Source organism: Paraburkholderia tuberum STM678 (assembly GCF_902833905.1).
In the GTDB taxonomy this organism is placed as follows: Bacteria; Pseudomonadota; Gammaproteobacteria; order Burkholderiales; family Burkholderiaceae; genus Paraburkholderia; species Paraburkholderia tuberum.
The window spans coordinates 99,459-122,144 of record NZ_CADFGP010000021.1 but is presented as its reverse complement, the minus strand read 5'-3'; the positions used below and the strand labels follow the sequence as shown (position 1 = coordinate 122,144).

The 22,686-nt window shown below is 63.8% G+C and carries 19 protein-coding genes; 8 read left to right on the top strand and 11 right to left on the bottom strand.

Translation table 11 applies throughout. From position 1 onward, the window contains the following. Positions 1-75 precede the first annotated feature (75 nt). On the top strand, positions 76-993 hold the full coding sequence (locus tag HWY30_RS19940; RefSeq protein ID WP_090811762.1) for a LysR family transcriptional regulator: 918 nt from the start codon (positions 76-78) through the stop codon (positions 991-993). Here the strand turns inward: HWY30_RS19940 and HWY30_RS19935 are convergent. Then, on the bottom strand, positions 990-1,193 hold the full coding sequence (locus HWY30_RS19935; protein WP_143037313.1) for a hypothetical protein: 204 nt from the start codon (positions 1,191-1,193) through the stop codon (positions 990-992). The genes HWY30_RS19940 and HWY30_RS19935 overlap by 4 nt on opposite strands. A gap of 95 nt (positions 1,194-1,288) precedes the next feature. Between HWY30_RS19935 and HWY30_RS19930 the strand changes: the two genes are divergently transcribed. Beyond that, complete coding sequence (locus tag HWY30_RS19930) at positions 1,289-3,640, top strand: DUF3141 domain-containing protein (RefSeq protein ID WP_090811758.1); 2,352 nt, start codon at positions 1,289-1,291, stop codon at positions 3,638-3,640. Between the two features lie 276 nt (positions 3,641-3,916). Here the strand turns inward: HWY30_RS19930 and HWY30_RS19925 are convergent, their stop codons facing one another. Beyond that, complete coding sequence (locus HWY30_RS19925) at positions 3,917-4,666, bottom strand: hypothetical protein (protein ID WP_090811756.1); 750 nt, start codon at positions 4,664-4,666, stop codon at positions 3,917-3,919. 387 nt (positions 4,667-5,053) lie between these two features. Between HWY30_RS19925 and HWY30_RS19920 the strand changes: the two genes are divergently transcribed. Then, on the top strand, positions 5,054-7,606 hold the full coding sequence (locus HWY30_RS19920; protein ID WP_167368807.1) for a DUF3772 domain-containing protein: 2,553 nt from the start codon (positions 5,054-5,056) through the stop codon (positions 7,604-7,606). A 67-nt stretch (positions 7,607-7,673) separates the two neighbouring features. Here the strand turns inward: HWY30_RS19920 and HWY30_RS19915 are convergent, their stop codons facing one another. Next, positions 7,674-8,051 (bottom strand): hypothetical protein, encoded by a 378-nt coding sequence (locus tag HWY30_RS19915; RefSeq protein WP_090811754.1) that lies wholly within the window; start codon positions 8,049-8,051, stop codon positions 7,674-7,676. Between the two features lie 487 nt (positions 8,052-8,538). Here HWY30_RS19915 and HWY30_RS19910 point away from each other — a divergent pair, with 487 nt between their 5' ends. The 5 genes from HWY30_RS19910 to HWY30_RS19895 all read left to right on the top strand — a co-directional run bounded on the left by HWY30_RS19910 (position 8,539) and on the right by HWY30_RS19895 (position 12,110). Then, a complete protein-coding gene (locus HWY30_RS19910) occupies positions 8,539-8,853 on the top strand; it encodes a DUF4148 domain-containing protein (RefSeq protein WP_143037312.1) in 315 nt (104 codons plus the stop codon). A gap of 636 nt (positions 8,854-9,489) precedes the next feature. Then, positions 9,490-10,050 carry a YMGG-like glycine zipper-containing protein gene (locus tag HWY30_RS19905; protein WP_167368784.1) on the top strand — a complete coding sequence of 187 codons (561 nt, stop codon included), beginning with the start codon at positions 9,490-9,492 and terminating at the stop codon, positions 10,048-10,050. Between the two features lie 734 nt (positions 10,051-10,784). After that, a complete protein-coding gene (locus tag HWY30_RS42495; RefSeq protein WP_013094087.1) occupies positions 10,785-10,907 on the top strand; it encodes a hypothetical protein in 123 nt (40 codons plus the stop codon). Between the two features lie 99 nt (positions 10,908-11,006). After that, a complete protein-coding gene (locus HWY30_RS19900; RefSeq protein WP_176078918.1) occupies positions 11,007-11,591 on the top strand; it encodes a recombinase family protein in 585 nt (194 codons plus the stop codon). Between the two features lie 261 nt (positions 11,592-11,852). Next, the gene (locus HWY30_RS19895) at positions 11,853-12,110 is read left to right on the top strand and encodes a hypothetical protein (protein ID WP_090811961.1); all 258 of its coding nucleotides are present in this window, start codon (positions 11,853-11,855) and stop codon (positions 12,108-12,110) included. Positions 12,111-13,118: 1,008 nt separating this feature from the next. Here HWY30_RS19895 and HWY30_RS19890 read toward each other — a convergent pair. The 8 genes from HWY30_RS19890 to HWY30_RS19855 all read right to left on the bottom strand — a co-directional run bounded on the left by HWY30_RS19890 (position 13,119) and on the right by HWY30_RS19855 (position 22,356). Further along, positions 13,119-14,135 (bottom strand): UDP-glucuronic acid decarboxylase family protein, encoded by a 1,017-nt coding sequence (locus HWY30_RS19890; protein WP_090811749.1) that lies wholly within the window; start codon positions 14,133-14,135, stop codon positions 13,119-13,121. Positions 14,136-14,186: 51 nt separating this feature from the next. After that, the gene (locus HWY30_RS19885) at positions 14,187-15,143 is read right to left on the bottom strand and encodes a glycosyltransferase family 4 protein (RefSeq protein ID WP_090811747.1); all 957 of its coding nucleotides are present in this window, start codon (positions 15,141-15,143) and stop codon (positions 14,187-14,189) included. Then, the gene (locus HWY30_RS19880) at positions 15,133-16,272 is read right to left on the bottom strand and encodes a glycosyltransferase family 9 protein (RefSeq protein WP_090811745.1); all 1,140 of its coding nucleotides are present in this window, start codon (positions 16,270-16,272) and stop codon (positions 15,133-15,135) included. Before HWY30_RS19880 ends, HWY30_RS19885 begins: the two co-directional genes overlap by 11 nt. Further along, positions 16,269-17,357, bottom strand: coding sequence for a glycosyltransferase family 2 protein (locus HWY30_RS19875; RefSeq protein WP_090811743.1), 1,089 nt, complete (start codon positions 17,355-17,357; stop codon positions 16,269-16,271). The genes HWY30_RS19880 and HWY30_RS19875 overlap by 4 nt, the downstream gene beginning before the upstream one ends. Next, positions 17,354-19,099 (bottom strand): carbamoyltransferase family protein, encoded by a 1,746-nt coding sequence (locus tag HWY30_RS19870; RefSeq protein WP_090811741.1) that lies wholly within the window; start codon positions 19,097-19,099, stop codon positions 17,354-17,356. Before HWY30_RS19870 ends, HWY30_RS19875 begins: the two co-directional genes overlap by 4 nt. Before the next feature lie 22 nt (positions 19,100-19,121). Beyond that, positions 19,122-20,363: a lipopolysaccharide heptosyltransferase II gene (waaF, locus tag HWY30_RS19865; protein WP_090811739.1), complete on the bottom strand. Its 1,242-nt coding sequence runs from the start codon at positions 20,361-20,363 to the stop codon at positions 19,122-19,124. Further along, positions 20,360-20,962: a D-glycero-alpha-D-manno-heptose-1,7-bisphosphate 7-phosphatase gene (locus HWY30_RS19860; RefSeq protein WP_090811737.1), complete on the bottom strand. Its 603-nt coding sequence runs from the start codon at positions 20,960-20,962 to the stop codon at positions 20,360-20,362. The genes waaF and HWY30_RS19860 overlap by 4 nt, the downstream gene beginning before the upstream one ends. Before the next feature lie 86 nt (positions 20,963-21,048). Continuing rightward, entirely contained in the window at positions 21,049-22,356 is a 1,308-nt protein-coding gene (locus HWY30_RS19855) for a glycosyltransferase family 4 protein (protein ID WP_090811735.1), read from the bottom strand. Positions 22,357-22,686: the final 330 nt, after the last annotated feature.

Sequence of the window (22,686 nt, the reverse complement as noted above, 5' to 3'; positions counted from 1 at the left end):
GTACAGGTCCACGAACAGGACTGATATCCAAAGGATATCTACACAAGTCGTCAGATAGCAGATGGGACGTTAACCATGGAATACATTGAAAGCTTGCGCCTGTTCCGGAGTATCGTCGAAGTCAAACACTTCAGACGTGCCGGGGAAATGATGGATCTCTCGCCATCGGTCGTTTCGCGGGCGATCGCATCGCTGGAAGAGCGCCTGGGCACGCGACTCTTCCATCGCTCGACCCGACAGTTTTCGCTGACGGAAGCCGCGGAGCGTTTTTACGATGGATGTTGTCGCATCCTGGATGACCTCGATTGCCTGGAAGCCAGTGCGGCGGGCCACGGTCGAGTGCCGGCGGGCATGCTGCGACTGGTCGCACATACGACCACCGCATTGACGTGGCTCGCACCGCTGATTGCGTCCTTTAAACGCAAGCATCCGAACGTCACCCTGGATATCACATTGACCGAGCGGCCCGTGGACCTGACGGCCGACGGTTACGATCTGGGTATCGTCCTGCCTTTCATGCTGGCGACGGATCTGGCTGTGACGCGGCTGCTCCAGCGGTTGCCGCTGGTCGTCGTCACAACGGAAGCTTATCTGGGCAGGCGTCCTCGGCCCCGGCATCCGGCTGAGCTGGCCGACCATGTGTTCGTCACGGTCCCTCCTTCGATGCACAAACCCTGCGTCACCTTTCGAATGGAACAGGAAAACATCGCGGTCCCGATCAGCTACGAAATTGCGTCGAACAATCCCATATTCAATCGCGACATCGTACTCGAAGGATTCGGTGTTGGTTTGCTTCCACTCGCCCTTGTTGAGCAGGACATAAAGGCCGGACGGCTCGTTCGTCTGCTGGAAGACTTCGAGATCGCCGATACTGCGGCCGAGGTCCGCCTGGCATACATCGGACGCGCACTGTTGCCCGCGAAAGTCAGGGCGTTTATCGACCATACCGCGGAGTTCTTCGAACAGGGCATGGGACCGTCCGCTGCTGGTTAGGTGGCGCACGCGGGTGAAGTCCGCGGCTTGCGACGCAGCACACACGCGGCGCGCACGAGCTCATCCGAGACGTTGGCGCGCTGCGCGATCGCGGCGAGCTTCTCATCGAGCACGCCGGCGAACGCGAGCAGGTCATCGCGCTGGTTCTGCAGCGCGATGCGCACCGGGCGGATGCGGCGCGCATCCAGCGCTTCGCGCACGCCCAATTCCTCGACGATGCAAGCTTCTCTGCAACCAGGCAACGGAATGAGCAGTTGTGCCGGGTTAAGTCGCTTCGCTTAAGGAGATTCATGAGATGGACCAGGTTACCCAACTGACACGCAATCACGAGATCGCATTGAAAATCCTGCGGCTGTTGCACAATCGCCTGGAAGAGGCCCGGCAACGGTTCGGGCAGAGGACGAGCGACGCAATCAAGGGGGGCGACGGTACGTCCGCTCTCACCATTCCCAACCTGGCGCAGTTCACACCATGGGGTGCCTGGCACTATACGGCCGATTTCGCGCAGCGCTCCGTCCTGTTCTGGGATGCCTTGCGTCAACGCGGCAACGAGTTCATCGAGCGCAACAAGGCCGGGATCAAGCCGGCGTTGCATTTCGACTATGACATGGTGCTCGACGCGAGGCACTTTGAGCGGCCCGTCAACTACGCTCTGCTGTCGATACGGCCGCCGGAGGGTGTCGTGGTCGACGTGAAGAAGCGCCCGTATCTGATCATCGATCCGCGCGCCGGGCACGGTCCCGGCATCGGGGGCTTCAAGGACGATTCGCAGGTCGGCGTTGCCCTGCGCGCCGGTCATCCCGTCTATTTCGTCGTATTCTCCCAGGAGCCAGAGCCCGGCCAGACCCTGCTCGACGTGTGCGCGGCCGAGCAGCAGTTCGTACGGAAGGTGCGCGAACTGCATTCAGACAGCCCAAAGCCCGCGATCGTCGGAAATTGCCAGGGCGGCTGGGCCGCGATGATGCTTGCCAGTTCGTCGCCGGAAGACACCGGTCCCATCCTGGTCAACGGCGCGCCCATGTCTTACTGGAGCGGGGCGTGGAGCGAGAGCGAGGTGCCCAATCCAATGCGTTATGCCGGAGGCATTCTGGGTGGCACGTGGCTCTCGTCCCTGGCGGCCGATCTTGGCAACGGCAAGTTCGACGGCGCGCATCTCGTGAACAACTTCGAGTATTTGAACCCCGCCAACACGTTCTGGGACAAGTACTACAACGTGTTCGCCAACATCGATACGGAACCGGCGCGCTTTATCGAGTTCGAGCGGTGGTGGGGCAGCTACTACCTGATGAACCGGGAAGAGATCGAGTGGATCACTCGTAACCTCTTCATCGGCAACAAGCTGTGGTCCGGCGAAGTGTCCGGCCCGTCGGGCAAATCCTTCGATCTGCGCGCCATCCGCTCGCCCATCATCCTTTTCGCATCGATGGGCGACAACATCACGCCGCCGCAACAGGCGTTCAACTGGGTCGCTGACATATACAGCAGCACCGAGGAGATCAAGGCGCGCGGCCAGGTCATCGTCGCCCTGATGCACGAGGACGTCGGCCATCTCGGCATCTTTGTTTCCGGCAAGGTGGCGAAGAAGGAATACACGCAAATCTTCAACGTGCTGGAGACAATCGAGACGCTCGCGCCGGGCCTCTACGGCATGTCGATCAAGGAGGGAAAGGGCGCAGACGGCAAAACGGAATACGAGGTCTCGCTCACCGAACACCGGCTGGAAGAAGCCGTCGAGCATTTCAACGAGTTGCGGCGCGAGGACGAAAAGCCGTTCAAGGCCGTGGCGGTGGTGTCGGAGTTCAACCAGCGAGCCTACGAGCTGTTCGTTCAACCCTTCGTGCAGCATGCGTCGAACGAGATGACCGCGCGGTTGCTGCGCGATTTTCATCCGTTGCGTCTGCAGCGCTGGGCATTCTCGGACCTGAATCCGTGGGTGGCCGCGCTGCGTCCGATGGCCGATGCTGTCAGAGCCAGCCGGCAGCCCTCGAGCGACCTCGAACCGTGGCGCAAGGTGGAGCAGCGCGGCTCAGAACTGATCAGCGCCTCGCTCGACCAGTTCCGGGCGGTAAGAGACGCCAGCATCGAAGCACTGTTCTTCTCCATCTACGCGAATCTTTTCGCAATGTACGACCCGGACCGCCTCGGCGAGCATGGCGCCGGCACGTCCGCCGCCGCCGATCCTCGCAGCCTGCCGTTCGTCCAGGCGGCGCTCGCCTCGCTGAGGCAGGGCGGCTACAACGAGGCGGTCGCGCGCACCGCGTTCCTGCTCGCGCCAAAGGGCGAGCCGCTGCCGCTATCGCGCATCGAGACAGTCAAGCAACTGGTCGATGAATATGCCGACGACCTGCCGCATTTGCCTCCTGCCGACTGGCGGCGCATTCGCGGGGAGCAGGAACTCATCGCGACTTTTGAGCCGCAACAGGCTATCCAGACGTTGCCCGATCTGCTCGCCAGCCCGGAAGACCGAAACCGGCTCCTGACCTTGCTCGACAAGCTGCTGGCCGACCGGCGGGTGCTGCGCATCCCGCCGACACCCGCGCAGGAAGAGGCGCTGCGCGCCATCCGGTCAGTGCTCGGCGCGACAACCGCGCTCGAGTCGCAGCCCCAAAAGGCCCACGCACCGCGCGTTCGGGCCACGGCTTCGTGAGTGCCGCCAACCCGTCAGTGAGGGAGCCCGCCATGGAATCCAGACACGTCAAGTACCACGAGGCAGATCCCTTTCGCGTTCAGGCAGCGCCGCCCCAAAGCTACCATCGCGAGTTTCCGAAAACCGTCATTCCCGTCACGACAGCGCACGCGCCGGGCGCCCGGCGAGGGCAACCTCGATGTCGAGTCGAAGTCAGCATGCAAGTGCCTTCACAACCTCGAACAACTGACCGAGGCCGCCTTGCTTCGTCAGCCGCAGCGGCCGATTGAACTGGCGTCAATCGGAAGGCCTTGGTCGAAAATCGTGGACCTCGATCGCGACGAGAGTCGGAGCTGGCAATGGAGCGTTGCCAACCGGCAGCGGCTTTACCGTCCGGCGAGTCGGTACCAGGAATCCATCGAATTCGCGAAAGTCCTCGCAGATGTGAGCGGCCCGCGCCCAGCGTCCGATAACCATGGCGGTGTAATCGATCCTGCAAAGGCGATGTTGCCTATCGAAATAGAAATCCTGGACCCGGCTGTGCGTTGGAATGTCGCTGGGAAAGGTCGCCCGGATTCTTGGCCATATCCCGGCCGAAGTCGCCAGTGGCGGAAGTTCTTTGAACGTAAAGCCGCCGCGCAAGAATAAGAAAGGTGCTGTCAGATAGTTCCAGAACGCGTAGGCGCCGAAATAGACAAAGTCGAGGTCGTCCCAGTAGATTTGCCGTCGCCAGCCACGAAATGCTGTTCGCGGTCCGTCGCGGCGAGCCAGGATAGCCCCGTCTCGCCCGACGACGCGAACAAGTTCTTCTCCTTGAAGTTCACTCGTTTCGCCAACCTGCGGAAAATCGTTGAAAGCGAAACGAGGCTCGTGTGTCGACGCGCGAACCTGCACTTGTCGCAGTATTGGCCGTCGCTTTGCGGTGAACAGAAGGCCGCAGGCGGAAACCGTCGCCTCGATCTCCGCCAGTTCGGCCCATCGCGCTGCACCGCCGTGCGCCTCAATCGCTGCCCGGATCGAATCCGGCAATGCGTTGCTCTGTTCCATGTCGATGCTCCTCCATTACCGCGTTGCCTGCGCGCCTACCGGTGAGTCCAGGAAACGATGGTTTGATAGATGCCAATTAGTCGGGAGCCCGATATCGAGGGAAGCCTTGTAAAAAGCATCCAAGATCAGCTTCCAACTTTCAACGTCCCACTATACCGACCGTTTCTCGCACAAACTGGATAGCGCACGCCGATGCTCAAGCGGCCGCCATCGCACATCAGCGGGCCAAGCGCTGACCGTGCACACCTTTCATATTTGCCGTATCGATCATATATGATATGATAATCATGTATGATTCATTAGCTTCCTCTCCTACCGCAGTGCGGCTCCCTCATTTCACGCCCGGCCGCGACCGAATGCAACACCGCTTACCTAGGTATCGCGTGCATGAGCCAGATCTCTCAAATGCATACTCTTCGCCGCGCTTGCGCCGCGCGACAAATAGTTGCAGTCATTTTTCACCTTATCGCGCTGACGATGTTCGGCCTGATTCCGGTTGCCTCCAACGCAGCGACGCTGCCGCCCCTTAGCATAGATGCTCCTGCTGATTCTTCGCCGTCCATGGGCGCGGGCTCCGAGGCATTACAAAGGCTCGGCGCGCTTCAGGAAAAACAGGACCAGATCCGGCAGCGTGCTTCGACGGCAACAAGCGACGCGCAGCTGTCCGGGCTGGACGCATTGAGCCGGCGCGTCGCCGAAGACGTCGACAGGCTGATCACCACGTCGCTGGAGCCCGATCGCGCGAAAACGCATGCCCAGCTCGACGTACTCGGAACAGCACCCGCTTCCGAATCCGCCGCGGAAACTCCCGCGGTCGCCGAACAGCGCAGCGTTCTCGCCGCTCAGCAATTGCAACTCGATGCCGAACTCAAGCAGGCGGCAACGATCAAGGAGAACCTTGCCAATCTGAGCGCCCAGATCACGCGACTGCTGCAAAACCATCTGAAAGATCAACTGGCCCTTCGTTCCGACAGCGTAGTCAGCGCCGCGTTCTGGGCGTCGGCGCTCCACCCGGACACGGCTGACTATCAACGTCTGCGAGACTTCAAGGCGCAGATCGACAGGCAGATTCAAACGACATGGCAACCGGGGCAGCGGGTTGCAACCGCCCTGCTTGTGCTGCTCGCCCTGGCCGTCGCAACGATTGGAACGCGGCTTCTCGACAGAGCATCAGAGCGGTTCTGCCTACGCCGCCTTCCGGAAGGCCGGATACGGCGCAGCGCGATGGCGATCTCGACCGTGTTCGCGTCTTTGGTGACCACCATATGTGCCGTTGATCTGCTCTACTTCGCGTTGACCCGTCAGCAGGCGCTGCCTCCTGCGCTGCAAGGCTTCGCCGGCGAAATCATCAAACATGTTGTGACCTGCGCGCTGGTCGCTGCTCTCGGCCGGGCATTGCTTTGCACACGACATCCGTCATGGCGGTTGCCGGCCATCGCGGATCCCGTCGCTCGCGCGCTACGCCCTTTCCCACGGACACTGGCCGCACTGCTGCTGTTTTCAGGAGCCGTCGAACAGATCAACCGGGCCGTCGATACCAGCGTGCAACTTACGCTCTTTACTCGCGGCGTGGTGGCGTTGGTGGTCGCTGTGACCATCGGGATGTCGCTTTTACGCGCAAACCGGGTACTCACTGCGCTCGCCGCTGCCCGAGAATCGCCTGAGGCGCGTTCTACCCTCGCTGGCATTATTCATGCCGCCGTCAGCCTTGCCGTCGGAGCTTCTCTGATTGCATTGCTCTGTGGTTATGTTTCGTTCGCGCGGTTCCTGACTTACGAACTGGTCTGGTTCGATCTCGTACTGAGCAGCGTTTATCTGCTGACGAAGCTCGCTCATGATGTTTGCGAAACCGTATTTTCGCCATGCCACGCCAGCGGCAAAACAATCAGGCATCTATTCGGGCTGCAAGATGTTCATCTCGAACAGGTGGCAACGGTACTCTCCGCCATTCTTCGCAGCGCATTGATGCTCGCCGCAGTCATCGCACTGCTAACGGGCGGCCTCGGGACAACGCCCCGAGATCTGGTCGATAGCATTCTCGACGTACTCGGTGGCGAGCGATTACATGCGCTCAATATCGTTCCTGCCCATATCTTCAGCGCTATCTTTACCTGTGCAGTGTGCCTGTATCTGGTTGGGCTCATGCGCAAATGGCTGGACGCCGAGTTTCTGCCCAAGACGCAAATGAGTTCGGGTATGCGCGCGTCGCTGGTGACGGTCTTCGCCAACGTCTGCTATGTCCTCGTCGCGCTGCAAACCTTGTCCGTACTCGGCGTGAAATGGCATAACCTGGCGTGGATCGTCAGCGCATTGTCGGTAGGCATTGGCTTTGGTCTGCAGGAAATCGTTAAAAACTTCATTTCCGGGCTGATATTGCTTGCTGAACGGCCGGTCAAAGTAGGCGACATGATCAGTATCACCGGCATTGAAGGCGATATCCGGCGCATCAGTGTACGTGCGACCGAAATACAGCTCGCAGACAGATCAACGGTGATCGTTCCGAATTCGCACCTGATTTCTCAGAATGTGCGCAACGTGACAATGGGAAACAAAACGCAGGGGGTTGTCACACTGGCCCTTACTTTTGCGCTGGACGTCGATCCGGAGCAGGTGCGCGATGTTCTTCTGCAAGCTTACCTGGATCACCCATCGGTTCTCGATCGTCCCGCGCCATCGGTGATCTTTAGCCAGTTGACGCCTGACGGTATGACCTTGACTGTTACCGGCTATGTCGGTAGCCCGAGAATCGCCGGGGATACCAGAAGCGATCTGCTATTTGCAATCCTGAAGCGACTACGTGCTGCAGAAATACCGCTGTCGATCTCTCGAACCGTTGTGGTCCGAAGTACGAGCGATATCATCTCGAACCAGGAACCCACCGATCGCAATTCCGGTCCGGCAGAGCTCCGTGTCCTGTCTGCAATCAGCGAGAATAGATAGTCGTCGAAGTGATTTCTCGCGCTCATGGGACTGGTAAAAGCCGTTATCGGTGGCGCGCTGGCCCTCGTTACACCGGTGCTCGCAGCTCTACGCTATCGCCCACGCGGAACCGCTTTCCGCCGGGCGAATTCAGCGAAACGCGTTTCTTGGTGTAGGTTCCGTTCGCTTGCAGGCATTCCGAGTAACTGATAACTGTCATCCAGTCATAGACTTTTCCGTCCTGGGTCAGTGCAGCGATGCGCTCTGCCATGCCACGCGGCGCACGAGCAGTCTGCTGCAGTACACCGTAATAACGGCACTTGCTGTCCGCTGACCGTAGCGCGACGAAGCCGCCGACCTGATTCGTACCTGCGACGTTTTCAACCGTTGCGTTCATCGAGGAATCGCCGGCTGCATGCGAACTCGCTGCGAATGAAATCAGCAGCGCGGCAAACCACTTTTGCATTAAAGACTCCTATGGGTTAAAGGAAGAATAGCGGCTGCTTTTGCGCCGACGGCATCGGTGGCGCGACCGGGAGCGTGAGTGTCGATTGCTGCCGGACCTATACCAATCAGTGCATCAGTGTAAATAACGGAGCCGGTATCCACCGCAAAACCGAGCACATGCTGTGTCAGATGTGGGTTGCAGTATAACGACAGCGCGTCGTTATTCGACGCGCGCAATTGTGAGTTGCCATTTCATGAACATGGAGGTTGGGTGGCTCGCGAATCGTTGACCTGCCCTGTCGTTTCGCGACCGCTGCGCGCGGATAGATGCCTCTCGACGTTGCAAGCACGGAAACAATGTATTGAAGAGAGCTATTTCTAATTAAACGATAAGAAGATGACGGACCTCAACGGAACGGGCACATGGGCTTCAGGGACCTTGCCTGGTCGTTGTTTCGCTAACCCGGCGCCTGTTGTTCCTGGCGCCCGAGACTGGAAGCTTCATCATGGCTAAAGCGTTCATGCCCGTTCTCACTGTCGTGTCAGTCATCGCTCTCCCCACGGGCACCTCTGCTCAGGGCAACGGTCCTCTGACGCGTGAGCTAGTGCACGAAGAAGTCATCCGACTGCAGCTAGCGGGCTCTGACCATCCCAACGGTGACGCACACTATCCGGCGAACATCCACGCGGCTCTGGCGAGCGTGGCGGCTCAACAGCAGGCGTTCAGTGGGCACGGTGGCGTGAAATTGGGCTCCGCAGTTTCGGGGGTACCGGCAATGGCTCAGTTGGCCTCGTATCGTTCTATCTACAACGAAAGTTGATTGGACATCACGGCGGGGCAAGCCGCAGCCTTGTCTGGCTTTCCATGGCGACGTCGGCGTACCCCCTCCGGACGCGAGGTTCAGCGCAAGGCGTAGATCTCGGGAATCTGCATTCGGGGTCGGCCGGCCCCGGAATCACCAGGTTCGGCCACGCGGGATTCACTTCAACCAGCACGAACGAGATCCCTTTTTTGTCGCGCAGCGGAATTCGCCAGGTTGAACCCGTTCGGTTTTTTGCGCCATGGCCTTACCGTTTTGCGCCGGGTCGCGGCAGGCCCGCTTCATCGAATAGGAGAAAGTTTGTGAGATCCAGGATAGTTTTGCTTGCGCTGATCGCGACTACGGCCGTATGCCTGAATAGCACCGCGCAAGCGCATGTGAGAGTCGGTGTCCTTGTGGGCATCCCGCCCCCCATAATCATGGCGCCCCCCGCCGTCGTCTACGCTGCGCCCGCCCCACTCGTCGTCCAGTCGGTCCAGCCAACCCCGACCACCGTCTACGTCGAAAAAACGCAGACGAGTCCGCCGTCGGGTACCTGGTGGTATTGCCCGGTGACAAAAAAGTATTACCCGTACGTGAAGGGGTGTTCGAGCGGCTGGGTGGAAGTGCCGGTGAGGCCAACCGGGCCGAAATGACATGAGCAAAATGAATTCTCTTTCTCTGGCAATGCGAACGAAACGGGGCGTATCCGCGCTAGTCACCGCCGCGGTCAGCCTGAGCTGCATCATCGCGCTCGACGGCTGTGCAAGCATGCCGATGGGTCCCACAGTGATGGCCCTGCCCGGCACCGGCAAGTCCTTCGATCAATTCCGCGCCGACGACGCGACATGCCAGCAATTTGCTTCCCAGCAGACCGGCGGCGTGAGCACCCAACAGGCCACAGCGACGGGCGCCCTGGGCGGTATGGCCGTCGGTACCGCGCTCGGCGCGGCGGCCGGTGCGGCGTTCAACGGCCGCCGCGGCGCAGCGGTCGGCGCAGGCGCAGGTCTGCTCGGCGGCAGCATGATCGGCGCCGGCATGGCGCAAAGCTCCTCCATCAGCCTTCAACATCGCTACGATCAGGCGTACGTTCAGTGCATGTATGGCAATGGCCACCGGGTGCCTGTGCCGCGCAGCGCCGCCGATGCGTACCGGACGCACGACGAAGCGACGCCTCCACCGCCGGCCTACGATACGGCGCCTCCGCCAGGTTACTGAACCAGGCACGCCGACCACGCTCGCGTTGTCGACGGGGAGCGAGCGCTTGAGCGCTTACTCCCGTCAGCTGGCCTGTGGAAAAGCCGACAGTTGTTCTCTCATCCTGTACGACGACTCTTGCAGTACGAGCTTTCCGCTCAACCAGAGTCGGTCTGACACGGCAGAAGGGCAGGGGCGTCGTTCACGCCGCGGTCGCCTGTTGTGGTTTGAGACCGCTACCGCCATTTTGCATGGCGGGATCGCGTGAGACGAACCGGGTTGCAACGGTTCGCATAATCCTGCACTTTTCCTACCGGCCGTGGTGGCCGGTAAGGAGAAGATCATGGCGGGCTTCAGTAAAGAGGCGAGCGAGCCGTCTCGTTCTTCGCGTCGGCTCGAATCTGCATGGCCGCTCTGGCGCCGAGCTTTGAGCAGGGCGCTACATGCCTTGCCGTCAGACGGATTCCGCGGTCGTCCCCGATTGCGGTTCCGCGATGCGCGGCCGTCACTTGCCCCGCCTGCACCGCCCACGTAATGACAGTTCAATCGCGCCAATACCGACGCCAACCGTATTGGACGTTCAATGCGGTTGATACACTCTGAAAATTCCTCCACCGGGCTGCTCGCATCGCCAGGCGCTTGCATGCCCGCGCCGCAACGCTCTGGCGCGGGCAGGACCGGGAACACTGGTTGCGGCTTGATTACGATGGCCGCGGTTAGCCACGGTCACCCGCAATCTCACGTAGGAGAGCGTCATGACTTCGGACAAGAATTCGAATCGTCAGCCGTCGAATCCGGCGCAGCCCGGCCGCGACAGCGGACAGCAGCAACAGAACCAGACTCCTCCGACGCATCAGGGCGGCCAGCGGCAGCCCTGAGCGCGCTGAGTGACGGCGTGACCAGGCGTCGTCGCTCGAAAAACCGGACCCCCCGACGTAATAGCGCCGCTAACGGCGGATCGTGACTACGAAGGCGAAGTGGAAAAACTACACATCTATCTGTTCGGCGCGCACGATGCGGTTCGGCACGAGCAGGCGCTGATCCGGCTCGACAAGGCCGGCTACATGGTCACGCTCGCGCGGGTCGTGGTCGAAGATCTGCCGACCTATGCGCAGGCGCGCGACCGCCCCGAGCTGCAGAGTCTGATCCGACGAATCGCGCCGCGCGACACGCTCGTCGTGCTTGAGCTGGCCGCGCTCGGCTGCAACGCGCGCGACATCCTCGCCACCGTGATGCAGTGCCGGAAGGCCGGCGTGGCGCTGCGTTGCGTCGAAGTCGGCCATACCGATCTGGCCGGGCGCCCCGAGCCCTCGGCGGTGAAGGCATTGCGCGCGCTGGTGCGGCTCGACGCCGCGTGCCGCAGCCTGCGCAGCCGCGACAGTCTCGCGGCCGTTCGCGCGAGCGGCAAGCACACGGGCAGGCCACCGTCGCTTTCCGAGCAGCAGCGTCAACGCGTGCTGCAATCGCTCGGCAGAGGACAGTCGGTCAGCGAGGTCGCGCGGCGCTTCGGCACGTCGCGTCAGACCGTGATGCGCATTCGCGCGGACACGCCAGCCGTGTAGAAATTGCGTGCCGGAGCCGTTTGCGTCACCTTCTTACCGGATCTCTGATCGTGCAGCCCGCGCGGCGCGTTTCGCACGACTAATCGCGTGAAACGCGCCACTCCGCACTGACATGTGCGCAGATGCCCCTGTCCGTAAAATTGTTACGGTCAGGGGCATCTGCTTTGCTTTGAAAGTTCATACGTCTAACCTCAACGTACAACAACCATATCAATGCCTGAGATCCGAACCCGAGGCGCGGCGCGCTGCCGTGTGAAAGCCATGAACGTAAAACGTCTGACTGTTTTTGCAAGCACGGGATCACTACGAGTCGTCGAGGTCTGGAAAAGCCTGATCGAACATCGTGCGCAAGTGTGCGGCTGGTCCGCCCACGTGAACAACGAGGGCGGACGCGAGTCGCTGAGCGTCGATCTGGTCGATTGCCCTGCGGATCGCCTCGCGATTATCTCGGCCGCGTTGAGCTCGGGACCGATGACCGTGCTGGCGACCGACACTGAGTCGACCATCCGTTCCTCCTGAATGCGCAAGACCGCTGCGCCAGAGCTTTACCCTATGCCATAGCGCCTCGCCCTTCGCGGCACGGCTTTTGAGCGGCCTCCGTGGCACTGCTCTCTAAGCGGCCCTTGTGGCCGCTTCTTTTTTTGGTGCGCCAGGCATGGCGCGTAGCGCCGTGACTGGCGCTGTCCGACCCGCTGTGGTGGCGAGCCGGATGACTTGGGGGTGAAAGTCCTCTGCACACCCGGCAAGGGGAAGTGCTAGCTGAACGGCAAGGGTGTCCGTCGTAAGGCGGAATCTGAAGGAAGCCGCAGGCAAAATGCTGGCCTGACGAACAGGAAGCGGATATCAGGCGGTGTGGCGGGGTGAGCAGTCCAAGATCTGTAAAGCCCAATACTTGCACGGAACGCCACGACGTAGATCCGACAGGCATAAGCAGGAAGGTCGCGCGCATTACCCTGGGAGCCCCGTCAGTCTGCCTTGTGCTACTGGCATCGCAAGGTGCCGGGATGGGCTGGCGGGAGTCAGCAGAGGCCATAGTAGCGGCTCGGAACCGGAGCAGTGAAGGGCCGAACCTGACGAGAGTGGATAGTCACGCGTGCTCTCTGAGCGTTTGGGCACAAGTCTCGGCACAGCCGGGAGCCTGCGATCAAACTTGACGGCCGGAAGCCTGAGAGAGGTTGGGGTGTCCATTGAACGGCAGGCGACACGACGAACGAAACGAAGCTCGCTGGAGCAATCCAGTCGTCAGGAAACGCCGGATACGTGATCCGTACGTCCGGTGTTGTGGGAGGACGGCGGGGGCAACCCCGCCTCCTACCCGATCGCGTCACGAGATTTGCAAGGCCGCCCGCTTTCAACGGTATGGGGCGCGCCACGCCTGCTTACGCAAGCGTCGGAAACGAAATGCGTTGAAGGGTAGATGCCTTGCTCGGTCGTCGGCACCTCGATGAAGGAGAAGCCGATGTCCAAGGGGCCGCCGTGATCGCGTGAAGAACGGCGCCGCGACGTCGGCAGCGCTGCGCCGCTGGCTCAATGACGGCGAGCGGACGTGACTCCGGCGCCGTCCATGCCCGCAGACGGCGGCGTGTGCTGACTCGCCTCGATGCGCGCGCGGAAATAACGCGCGGTGCGCGGCAGCCCTTCGTCAAGCGACGTGCCCGGCTGCCAGCCGAGCAGTTTTGTCGCCAACGAGATGTCCGGCTGTCGATGCCACGGATCGTCGGCCGGCAGCGGCCGTGATTCGAGCGGCGACGCGGAGCCGGTCACCGCGACGATGCGCTGCGCGATCTCGCGCATCGACACTTCGTGCGGATTGCCCAGGTTGACCGGGCCGCCTGGATCGTCGGCGCTGTTCATCAGCAGGATGAAGGCGTCGATCATGTCGTCGACATAGCAGAACGAACGCGTCTGCGAGCCGTCGCCATAGACGGTCAGCGGCTCGCCGCGCAACGCCTGCATCATGAAGTTCGACACCACCCGGCCGTCGGCCGGATGCACGCGCGGGCCGTAGGTGTTGAAGATGCGCGCGATGCGGATCGACAGACCATGCTGACGGCGATAGTCCATGAACAGCGTTTCCGCGCAGCGCTTGCCTTCGTCGTAGCACGAGCGCGGACCGATGGGATTCACGTGGCCCCAGTAGTCTTCTTTCTGCGGATGGACGAGCGCGTCGCCATACACCTCGCTCGTCGACGCCTGGAAAATCCGCGCTTTCACGCGTTTGGCGAGCCCGAGCATATTGATCGCGCCGTGCACGCTGGTCTTCGTAGTCTGCACCGGATCGTGCTGGTAGTGGATCGGTGACGCGGGGCACGCGAGGTTATAAATTTCATCGACTTCCACATACAACGGGAACGTCACGTCGTGACGCATCAGTTCGAAGTTCGCGCAGTCGAGTAGATGCGCGATGTTGTCCTTCGTACCGGTATAGAAGTTGTCGACGCATAGCACGTCGTGTCCCTGCGCGACGAGCCGTTCGCACAGGTGCGAGCCGAGAAAGCCGGCGCCGCCGGTGACCAGAATGCGCTTGCGGGTGAGTTCTTTCATGGTGCGTGATCCTGTGGTTGGACCGCATGAACGTTGAAAATCAGCGTGGCATCACGCCGTGACGTGCAGCAGCGCGTCGTGCCAGTCCTGCGCGAAACGGTCGATATGAAAGCGTTCGAGCGCCGTGCGCCGCGCGCCGTCGCCGAGCCGCCGCGCTTCGCCGGGATCGCGCAGCAGCCCGAGCATGGCGTCGACGAGCGCGTCGACGTCGGTATGCACGAAGCCGTTTTCGCCGTTGCGGATCACGGTGGCGAGCTCGGCCGTCGCGAGACCGACGATCGGCATGCCGATCGTCATCGCCTCGACGATCGCGAGGCCGAGGCTGGTCCAGCGGATCGGATTGAAAAAGAAGCGGTAGCGCGCGCTGAACGCGGCCAGATCGAGGTTGCCGATTTCACCGATGCCGTCTAGCCGCTGTGCGTCCATCCCGACGAGATCGAGCGGCACGCGCGTGCGCGTTTCGCTGAAGACATCCGCGCCGAGCCGCCGGCCGCGCTGCGCGAGATGATTGACGACCACGATGCCGCGCTGCAGTTCGCCGCTGTAGCGCACGCCGTCGGGCACCACGACGCCATGTTCGATCACGCGCGTCGGCGTGACACCGCTGTCCCACATCAGCCGGTTGAAGTGCGTGACGTGGACCAGCAGCGTGCCGGGATCGTCGACCCAATGCCATTGCTCGAACGGGTTTTCCTGCGGCGGGTCGTGCTCGACATAGACGCGTGGCAGACGTTGCTGCGCGGCGCTCAGCACGTGCTCGCGGTCATGGTCCCAGTGGGTGCGATGCTGGTACAGCACCACGTCGAACTCGTGGTTGGGCACGTCCTCGATTGCGATCTCGTGCACGTTGTCGCCCCACGGCAATACGCCGACCTTGCCGGCATAGCCGGGCGGATGACCGGGTTTCGTCACCAGATAGAAATCGTGTGGCGTCTGGCTCAGGTAATACATGTAGTTGCCGTGCACGTGCCAGGTCAGCACGCGCAGCCGGCGGCAATTACGCAACATGGTGCAGATCCTCGAAAGACAGCGAAACGGTTCCCTCATGCAGGCTGCCCGGCGCGCCTGGTTGCGCGCCGGGCGCGCGCGCAAGCTGCTCGCGGGCGGTCTCGACCACCTGTTCGACCTGCACGTTCAGCGCGCACGGATGACCATACGGGCAGTCGCGGAACATGCACGGCCGGCACGGCGGATAGTCGGCCAGCACGCGATGCCGCGCATGATCGAGCGGCGCCCAGCGCCGCGTGTCGCTGCCGCATGCGATCACGACCGACGCGCTCGCCATCGCCGCGGCGATGTGCGAGATGCCGGTGTCGTTGCAGACCACGAGCCGCGCATGCGCGACCAGCGCGGCGAGTCCGCCGAGCGACGTCGCACCCGCCAGATGCAGCGCGGGCGCGCTCATCGCGCCGAGCACCGCGCAGGTCAGCGGCGCTTCGGCGGCCGCGCCGGTGATCGCGATCTGCCAGCCGTCGGCGGCGAGGTGGTCGGCGACGGCCGCGAAGCGCTCGGCGGCCCAGCGGCGCGACGGCAATTGCGAACCGGGGTGAACCAGCACGAGCCGCTCGTCTTCGATGCCGTGATACGTGCGCAGCGCGGTGTACTCGTCGAGGTCGAGCTCGGTGAGCGGGAACGTCAGACGCCGGTCGTGCGCCGGCGCGCCGAGCGCGCTCATCAGCGCGAGATAGCGCTCGGGCTCCGGCAGCGCATCGGGCCAATCGATGAAGCAACCCTCGCGCGGTACCTCGTCGGGCTGCACGAAGCCTGCGTCGGCACATGCGCCGAGTTGATGCAGCAGATCGTTGGCGATGCCGCCGCTGCCGTGCAGCTGGATCGCCAGATCGAAACGCCGCTCGCGCATCCGCGCAAAGAACGCGGGCAAGCCATCGTTCGTTTCGGGCTGCTCGGGAAAACCGACCGCGCCCGGAAACACGATCAGCTCGTCGACGAGCGCCGCGTAGCGCTCGACGAACGCGCGTGCCCACGGCAGTCCGATCAGCGCGATATGCGCATCCGGCGCGGCCGCGCGCAGTGCGCGCAAGGCGGGCACCGCGCACAGCATGTCGCCGAGCTGCAGCGCGCGAAATACGGCGATACGGCGCGGCGCGAGCGCCGCCAGCAGCGAGGGTGGGGTCATGGAAAGAACACCTTGAAACGGATGGCGCCATAGAGCCGCCAGTAGATCGATAGAAATGGAATGGGGATCGACGTCCAGAGCATTTCGGCGACGTGGCGCCAGCCGTGGTTGCGCCCGCGCAGCCGCCGCGCGCAGAAATAGCCGGTCAACCCGCACCACGCGATCAAACCCGCGCCCGCGAGCATCGGCTGATCCGCGAACGAACCGCCGATCGCCAGCAACGCGGCACAGAGAATCGCGTAGTACAGCAGCGGCGGCCGCGAGCGGATGCGGGTTCGAAACAGTTCGGGATGCTTGCGATAAAGCAGCGCATCGAACTGGCTCTTTTTCTGCTGCGCGATGCTGACGCCCCAGCGCGCGGGCCGCACCGGATGCACGACCACCGCGTCGCGGGCGCGCACGATCTGGCCGCCCGCGGTAAGCAGCGTGAACTGCAAGTCCGAATCCTCGCGCCACGCCGACGTGAACCGTTCGTCGAAGCCGCCGGTCGCGACGAGCGCCGCACGCGTGACGAACGCGTTCGCGGTCGCGAATTCGGCGCGCGCGAGGCCGCTCGCGTCGGCTTCGTAATCGGTCGGCAGATCGGGCGGCGAGGGCAGCGGCACGACGATCGTGCCGGCGGCCGCCGTCGCGCCTTGCGCGAGCGCCGCGACGCCAGCCGTCAGCCAGTGCGGATCGGGCAGCGTGTCGTCGTCGGTGAAGGCGATCAGCGAAGCGCGCGCATACTGCCAGCCCGCGTTGCGCGCGCCGGCCGGCCCCTGGGTGCGCGTGACCGGCAGGTAGTGCAGTTCCAGCCCGAGCGGCGCCATCTCGCGCGCGAATCGTTCGACGCAGGCGCGCGTGGCGTCGTCGGGACCGTCGTCGCAGACCACGATCTCGTAGCGGTGCGGCGCGAACTGCTGCGCGCATAGCGCGGCAAGGCAGTTCGCGAGCATCGCGGGACGGCGGTAGGTGGGCACCACCACCGACACGTCGGGCCACGACTGCGTGCGCAACGTGCGGCCGGTTTCGTCGGCATCTTCGCTGCTGTAGCGCGCGGCCACGCCGCCATGCAGGGGCGACGGACACATGACCGAGGCGTTCATGAGCGGCCCCCCGCCTTGTCGACGAGGAACGGGCCGATCACGAGCGCGTCGAGCGGCGAGGTCCAGAACGACTCGACCGCGTCGCGCGGCGAATTCACCATCGGCTCGCCGCGCGTGTTGAACGACGTATTGACGAGAATCGGCACGCCCGTGCGCTGCTTGAACGCCGCCAGCAAGTCGTAGTACAGCGGGTGCTGCGCGCGGTTGATGGTCTGCACGCGCGCGGTGCCGTCCACATGCCGCACGGCCGGAATACGCGCGGCCTTGTCGGCGCGCACGTCGAACACGAACAGCATGAACGGCGCGGTTTGGCCGTTCACGAACCATTCGTTGGCTTCCTCTTCCATCACGACCGGCGCGACCGGGCGAAAGTCCTCGCGATCCTTGATCTCGTTGAGCTTGGCCTGCATCCGCGGATCGATCGGCGACGCGAGGATCGAGCGCGCGCCGAGCGCGCGCGGCCCGAATTCGGTGCGCCCCTGATACCAGCCGATCACCTTGCCTTGCGCGAGCAGATCGGCGGTCTCGCCGGCGATATCGGCGAGTCGGCGGTACGGTACTTTCGACCAGCGCAGGAACTGCTCGATTTCCGCTTCGCTGTATGCGGGCCCGAGGTACGCGTGATCCATTCTCCAGTGACGTTCGCGGTCGCCGCGCGCGGCACGCTCGCGATAGTCGGTCCACAGTGCCGCGCCAAGCGCGGTGCCAGCATCGCCGGCCGCCGGTTGCACCCACACTTCGCTGAATGGCCCGGCGTCGCGCACCTTCGAGTTCATCACGCAGTTCAGCGCGACGCCGCCCGCCATGCAGAGCCGGCTCAAGCCGGTCTGCCGATGCAGCCAGTGCGCGAGTTCCAGCACGGTCTCCTCGAGTACGCGCTGCAACGAATTGGCGATATCGAAGTGGCGTTGTTCGAGCGGCCCGCCGCGTTCGCGCGCGGGACCGAAGCGTTCGGTCAGCCGCGGGGCGTCGACGGTATAGCTGCCGTCCTGCCGATAGCGGACGATCTCGCGGAACACCTCGACATAAGCCGGCTTGCCGTACGACGCGAGCGCCATCACCTTGTACTCGTCCGACGAGTGCAGGAAGCCGAGCCAGTCGGTGACCGCTTCGTAGAGCAGCCCGAGCGAGTGCGGCAGCTCGACCTGTTTCAGACGCTGGTACTCGCCGCCGACGAATTGCCCCATGCTGGTCGTCACGCCCTCGCCGCGGCCGTCCATCGTCAGCACGGCGGTGTCGTCGAACGGCGCGGCGAGGAACGCGCTCGCCTCGTGCGTGAGATGGTGCTCGACGAAGTGCCATGCGAAGCCGTGCTCGCGATCCACGCCCTGGAAGCGCTTGCGCAGATGATGCGGCGCGCCGTCGAGCAGCTGGCCCTTCGCGTTGGCGATATAGCTGAGGAACAGCGGATCCCACGGCGACGCGGACGGGTTGTCCGGGCGCGTGCCGGCCGGATCGAACGGCAGCTCGATCGTCGCGCCCGGCCTCTTCGGCATGCCGCCGAATAGCGTGGGGTCGTACGAGTAAGCGACGTGATCGATCGCGGCGAGCGTAATGCCGGCGGCCTTCAGGCAGTAGTCGATCGCATCGAACGGGAGCTGCCAGGTCGAGAACGGCACCGGACGTTTCGCGTGCTTGATGTGCGTGAAGCGTTCGTCTTCGGCGGCGGCGAGCACCACGCCGTCGCGCAGCAGCGCGGCGGCGCTGTCGTGATAGACCGCATTGATTCCGAGTGTGTACATGGCATTGGCAGTGGAAGTGGGTTCAGGGGACGGTTGGCTGATCGATCAGCGACGGCGTGCTCGTGTCATCGGCGCGGCCGGCGCGCTCCGATACACCACGACGCGGCGCATGCGCATGCGCTTGCCGCAATTCGAGTGCCGCGTGCACGACCTCGTCGGTCGGAACGCCGAGCAGGCAGGCGTGATGCCCGTGCGGACACACGCTGCGATAGCACCAGCGGCATTCGACGTCGCGATACAGCACGCGTTGCGGCGTTTGCCACGGCGTGTGCTGCGGGTTGGTCAGCGCGTAAAGATCGACGACCGGCGTGCCGAGCGCGGACGCGACATGCACGGGGCCGCTGTTGTTGGACACGAGCACGCTCGCGCGTTCGAGCAGCGCGGCGAGTTCGGCGAGCGTCAGCGCACCGCTCAGGTCGTATAGCTGCGCGCGCGCGCCGGGCGCGGCCGTGCGCATCACGGTCTCGACGAGCGCCCGCTCGCTCGCGCCGCCGGTCACGAGCACCGAGGCGCCGGTCTCGCGCGCGAGCTGCGTGGCGACCTCGCCGAAGCGCTCGGGCGGATAGCGGCGCGACGCAGCGGTCGCACCTGGATGCAACACGATGCACTCGGTGTGGCGGCAGATGCCGAGCGTCCTCAGTTTCGCGTCGAGCGACTGGCGCGCGGCCGGCGGCACGCGAAAGCGCATGCCGGTGTCGCCCGTCTGCGCGCCGACGTGATGCACCAGATCGAGCTGGCGTTGCACCTCGTGCCGTGTGCGCTGCTGCGGCTCCGGCTCGCGCAGCCAGTCGGTCAACAGCGCGTACGGGTTTTCACGGCAATGCGCGAGGCGGCGCGGAATCCCCGCGAGATAGCACAGCATCGCGGCCGGCAACGGGCTCTGGCTATAGACGGTGAAAATCACCGACGCGTCGAAGCCGCCGCGCCGCAGCCGCTGCTGCATGCGGTGATCGTCGAGCAGATCGCGCGTCACGGTCGACGCGGGCGCGACCCACGGCGCGTCGTATTCGATCACATCGTCGACGTCGTCGAGAAACGGCGCGAGCGCGACGCCGCTGCGCGACGCCAGCAGCGTGAGATGGCGGTCTTCGGCGGACTCGCGCAGCGCGTGCAGCGCGGGCGTGGTCATCAGCACGTCGCCGAGATTGTCGAGGCGCACGCACAGAATCCGTTTGACCTCGCCGCCCCAGCACACCGGCTGCGACGTATCGGGCGCGCGCGCGTGAGCCAGCTTGGGCGGCGCAAGTGGCAGAGGTGCGTTCACCGCGGCGCCTCCTTGCGGCGCGCCGCGGTGCCCGGCGGCAGGCCGTGCAATACGACGCGTTGCGCGGCCTCGTGCAGACCGGCGGCGCGCGCGCCCGGCGTGCGCGGCGGGCCGGTTCGCCATTCGGTTTCGTGGCCGTTGTCGAGCAGGATCGTGCGGCAGCCGGCGCGATTGCCCGCTTCGACGTCGTCGAGAATGTCGCCGATGAACCAGCTGTTGGCGAGATCGAGCTCATGCTCTTCGGCCGCGCGCAGCAGCATGCCGGGCGCGGGCTTGCGGCAGTCGCAGACGATCGCGTAACGCGCGACGCTGCCCTCGGGATGATGCGGACACCAGTACGCGCCGGCGAGCGTGGCGCCGCACTCGGCGAACATCTGCCGCAGCCGGCGTTCCACGTCGAACAGCGCTCTGTCTTCGAACTTGCCGAGCGCGATGCCGGACTGATTGCTGATCACGAACAGCTCGTACGGGTACGCGGCGAGCAGCGCGAGCGCTTCGCGCGCGCCCGGCGCGAAACGCATCAGCGCGGGATCGGCGTTGTAGGGCACGTCTTCGAGCAGCGTGCCGTCCTTGTCGATGAACACGGCGGGTAGCGTCATGATGGTTCGTGGTATGCGCGAGCTTCGGTCAAAAGTCGGAAAAAGGCGCGCCGCAGCCGCTGGACCGGCCGCGGCGTGCGCCGTCGTCAACGGGACGACGCTCCGGCTGCTGCTCGCAGCGGTAGCTGCGCCGGCTTGGACGCGGTGTCGAGCGATGTTTTGGTCGGTGCGAGCCTTGCCGCGCGTGCATAGATTTGCGCGAGCGCATCGCTGACACCGCGCCAGGTGAAGCCGGTCCGGGCCCGGTCGAGACCCGCTTCGCCCATTCGGCGCGCGAGCGCGGGGTCGCGCCGCAAGCGGTCGAGCCGCGCGGCGAGCGCGTGCGGATCGCGCGGCGGCACGAGAAAGCCGGTCACGCCATCGAGGATCGAGTAGCGGATGCCGCCGACATCGGCGCCGATCACCGGCGTCGCGCAGGCCATCGCCTCGATCGGCGTGATGCCGAACGGCTCGTACCAGGGCGTCGTCACGAACACGTCGGCGGCGCTATAGAAGTAGCGCAGCCGCGTGCGACCACGCCGGCCGACGAAGCTCGTCTGCTCCGCGACGCCGCATTCGCGGGCGATCTCGCGCAGGCGCGCGATCTCCGGCGTCGCGATTTCGTTGGGCGCGTCCGAATTGCCGCCGACTATGTACAACTGCGCCGCCGCGTTGAACGTGTGCTTCAGCACGCCGACGCCGCGCACCACGTTGTCGATGCCTTTGCGCGGCACGAGCCGGCCCAGTTGCAGCACGATGAAGTCGTGCTGGCGCCAGCCGAGCGCATCGCGGGCGGCTTCGCGCTCGACGGGCATGAACTCCTCGGCATCGAAACCGCACGGCACGATCTGGATGCGCGCCGGATCGGCGCGATAGTGTTCGAGCAGATCGGCTTGGTCCTGCGGACATTCGGCGACGAGCACGTCCGAACCTGCGACCAGTTCGTCTTCGATCGCGAAGCGCTCGTCGGGGAAGCCGTCATCCGTTCCCTGATGGATACGCCGCACGCGGCCGAGCGCGTGAAAGGTCGTGACCAGCGGCACGCCGAGCGCAGCCTTCACTTGCAGCGCGGCGAGGCCGGACATGAAGAAGTTCGCGTGCATCACGTCGTAGGACTGCGGTTCGCGGCGAAAGAACGCGCTCAGAAACGCGGCAAACTCGTCCATGAACGGCAGCAGTCGTTCCTTTGGCAATTGCCGCGGCGGTCCCGCGGGCACATGAATCACGCGCACGCCGTCCATGTCGACGCGCTCGGGCAGCAGTGCGCGATCGCGGCGCGTGAACACGTCGACCTGATGGCCCATTTCCACCAGTTGACGCGCGACGTTCGCGACGTAGATGTTCTGTCCGCCGCTGTCGACGCCACCGGCGACAGCAAGTGGCGACGCGTGTTCGCTGATCAGGGCGATCTTCATTGGCATTCCTTCCTGCGATGAGCGGCTATTGATGTTGGCTTTCGTAAGCGGCGCACAGCATGTGGTGTGCCATTCGCATCCTGCGGTGCGGACAAACGACGCAAACGTCGCGCGGAACCGTACGAAGCGCTGTAGCGTGCCCTTTCTCGTAGGAAGAGAAGCGCTGTGGCGTTCCCTGTTTCTACATACGGTCATGTAACTTCGAACCGCTTGCGCCGCGCCGGTACTAGGATGGGCGAAGGACCCCGCCCAATTAATAAGTAAGAAGTGCGCGGAAAAGGGCTGGAGCCAGCGCCTTTTTTGCTTGCGCCCGGGCGCGCCGCTTGCGCG

Coding starts and splice junctions, on each gene's coding strand:
- HWY30_RS19940 (WP_090811762.1), top strand. CDS start 76: ATGGAATACATTGAAAGCTTGCGCCTGTTCCGGAGTATCGTCGAAGTC.
- HWY30_RS19930 (WP_090811758.1), top strand. CDS start 1,289: ATGGACCAGGTTACCCAACTGACACGCAATCACGAGATCGCATTGAAA.
- HWY30_RS19925 (WP_090811756.1), bottom strand. CDS start 4,666: ATGGAACAGAGCAACGCATTGCCGGATTCGATCCGGGCAGCGATTGAG.
- HWY30_RS19920 (WP_167368807.1), top strand. CDS start 5,054: ATGAGCCAGATCTCTCAAATGCATACTCTTCGCCGCGCTTGCGCCGCG.
- HWY30_RS19915 (WP_090811754.1), bottom strand. CDS start 8,051: ATGCAAAAGTGGTTTGCCGCGCTGCTGATTTCATTCGCAGCGAGTTCG.
- HWY30_RS19910 (WP_143037312.1), top strand. CDS start 8,539: ATGGCTAAAGCGTTCATGCCCGTTCTCACTGTCGTGTCAGTCATCGCT.
- HWY30_RS19905 (WP_167368784.1), top strand. CDS start 9,490: ATGAGCAAAATGAATTCTCTTTCTCTGGCAATGCGAACGAAACGGGGC.
- HWY30_RS42495 (WP_013094087.1), top strand. CDS start 10,785: ATGACTTCGGACAAGAATTCGAATCGTCAGCCGTCGAATCCGGCGCAG.
- HWY30_RS19895 (WP_090811961.1), top strand. CDS start 11,853: ATGAACGTAAAACGTCTGACTGTTTTTGCAAGCACGGGATCACTACGA.
- HWY30_RS19890 (WP_090811749.1), bottom strand. CDS start 14,135: ATGAAAGAACTCACCCGCAAGCGCATTCTGGTCACCGGCGGCGCCGGC.
- HWY30_RS19885 (WP_090811747.1), bottom strand. CDS start 15,143: ATGTTGCGTAATTGCCGCCGGCTGCGCGTGCTGACCTGGCACGTGCAC.
- HWY30_RS19880 (WP_090811745.1), bottom strand. CDS start 16,272: ATGACCCCACCCTCGCTGCTGGCGGCGCTCGCGCCGCGCCGTATCGCC.
- HWY30_RS19875 (WP_090811743.1), bottom strand. CDS start 17,357: ATGAACGCCTCGGTCATGTGTCCGTCGCCCCTGCATGGCGGCGTGGCC.
- HWY30_RS19870 (WP_090811741.1), bottom strand. CDS start 19,099: ATGTACACACTCGGAATCAATGCGGTCTATCACGACAGCGCCGCCGCG.
- HWY30_RS19860 (WP_090811737.1), bottom strand. CDS start 20,962: ATGACGCTACCCGCCGTGTTCATCGACAAGGACGGCACGCTGCTCGAA.
- HWY30_RS19855 (WP_090811735.1), bottom strand. CDS start 22,356: ATGAAGATCGCCCTGATCAGCGAACACGCGTCGCCACTTGCTGTCGCC.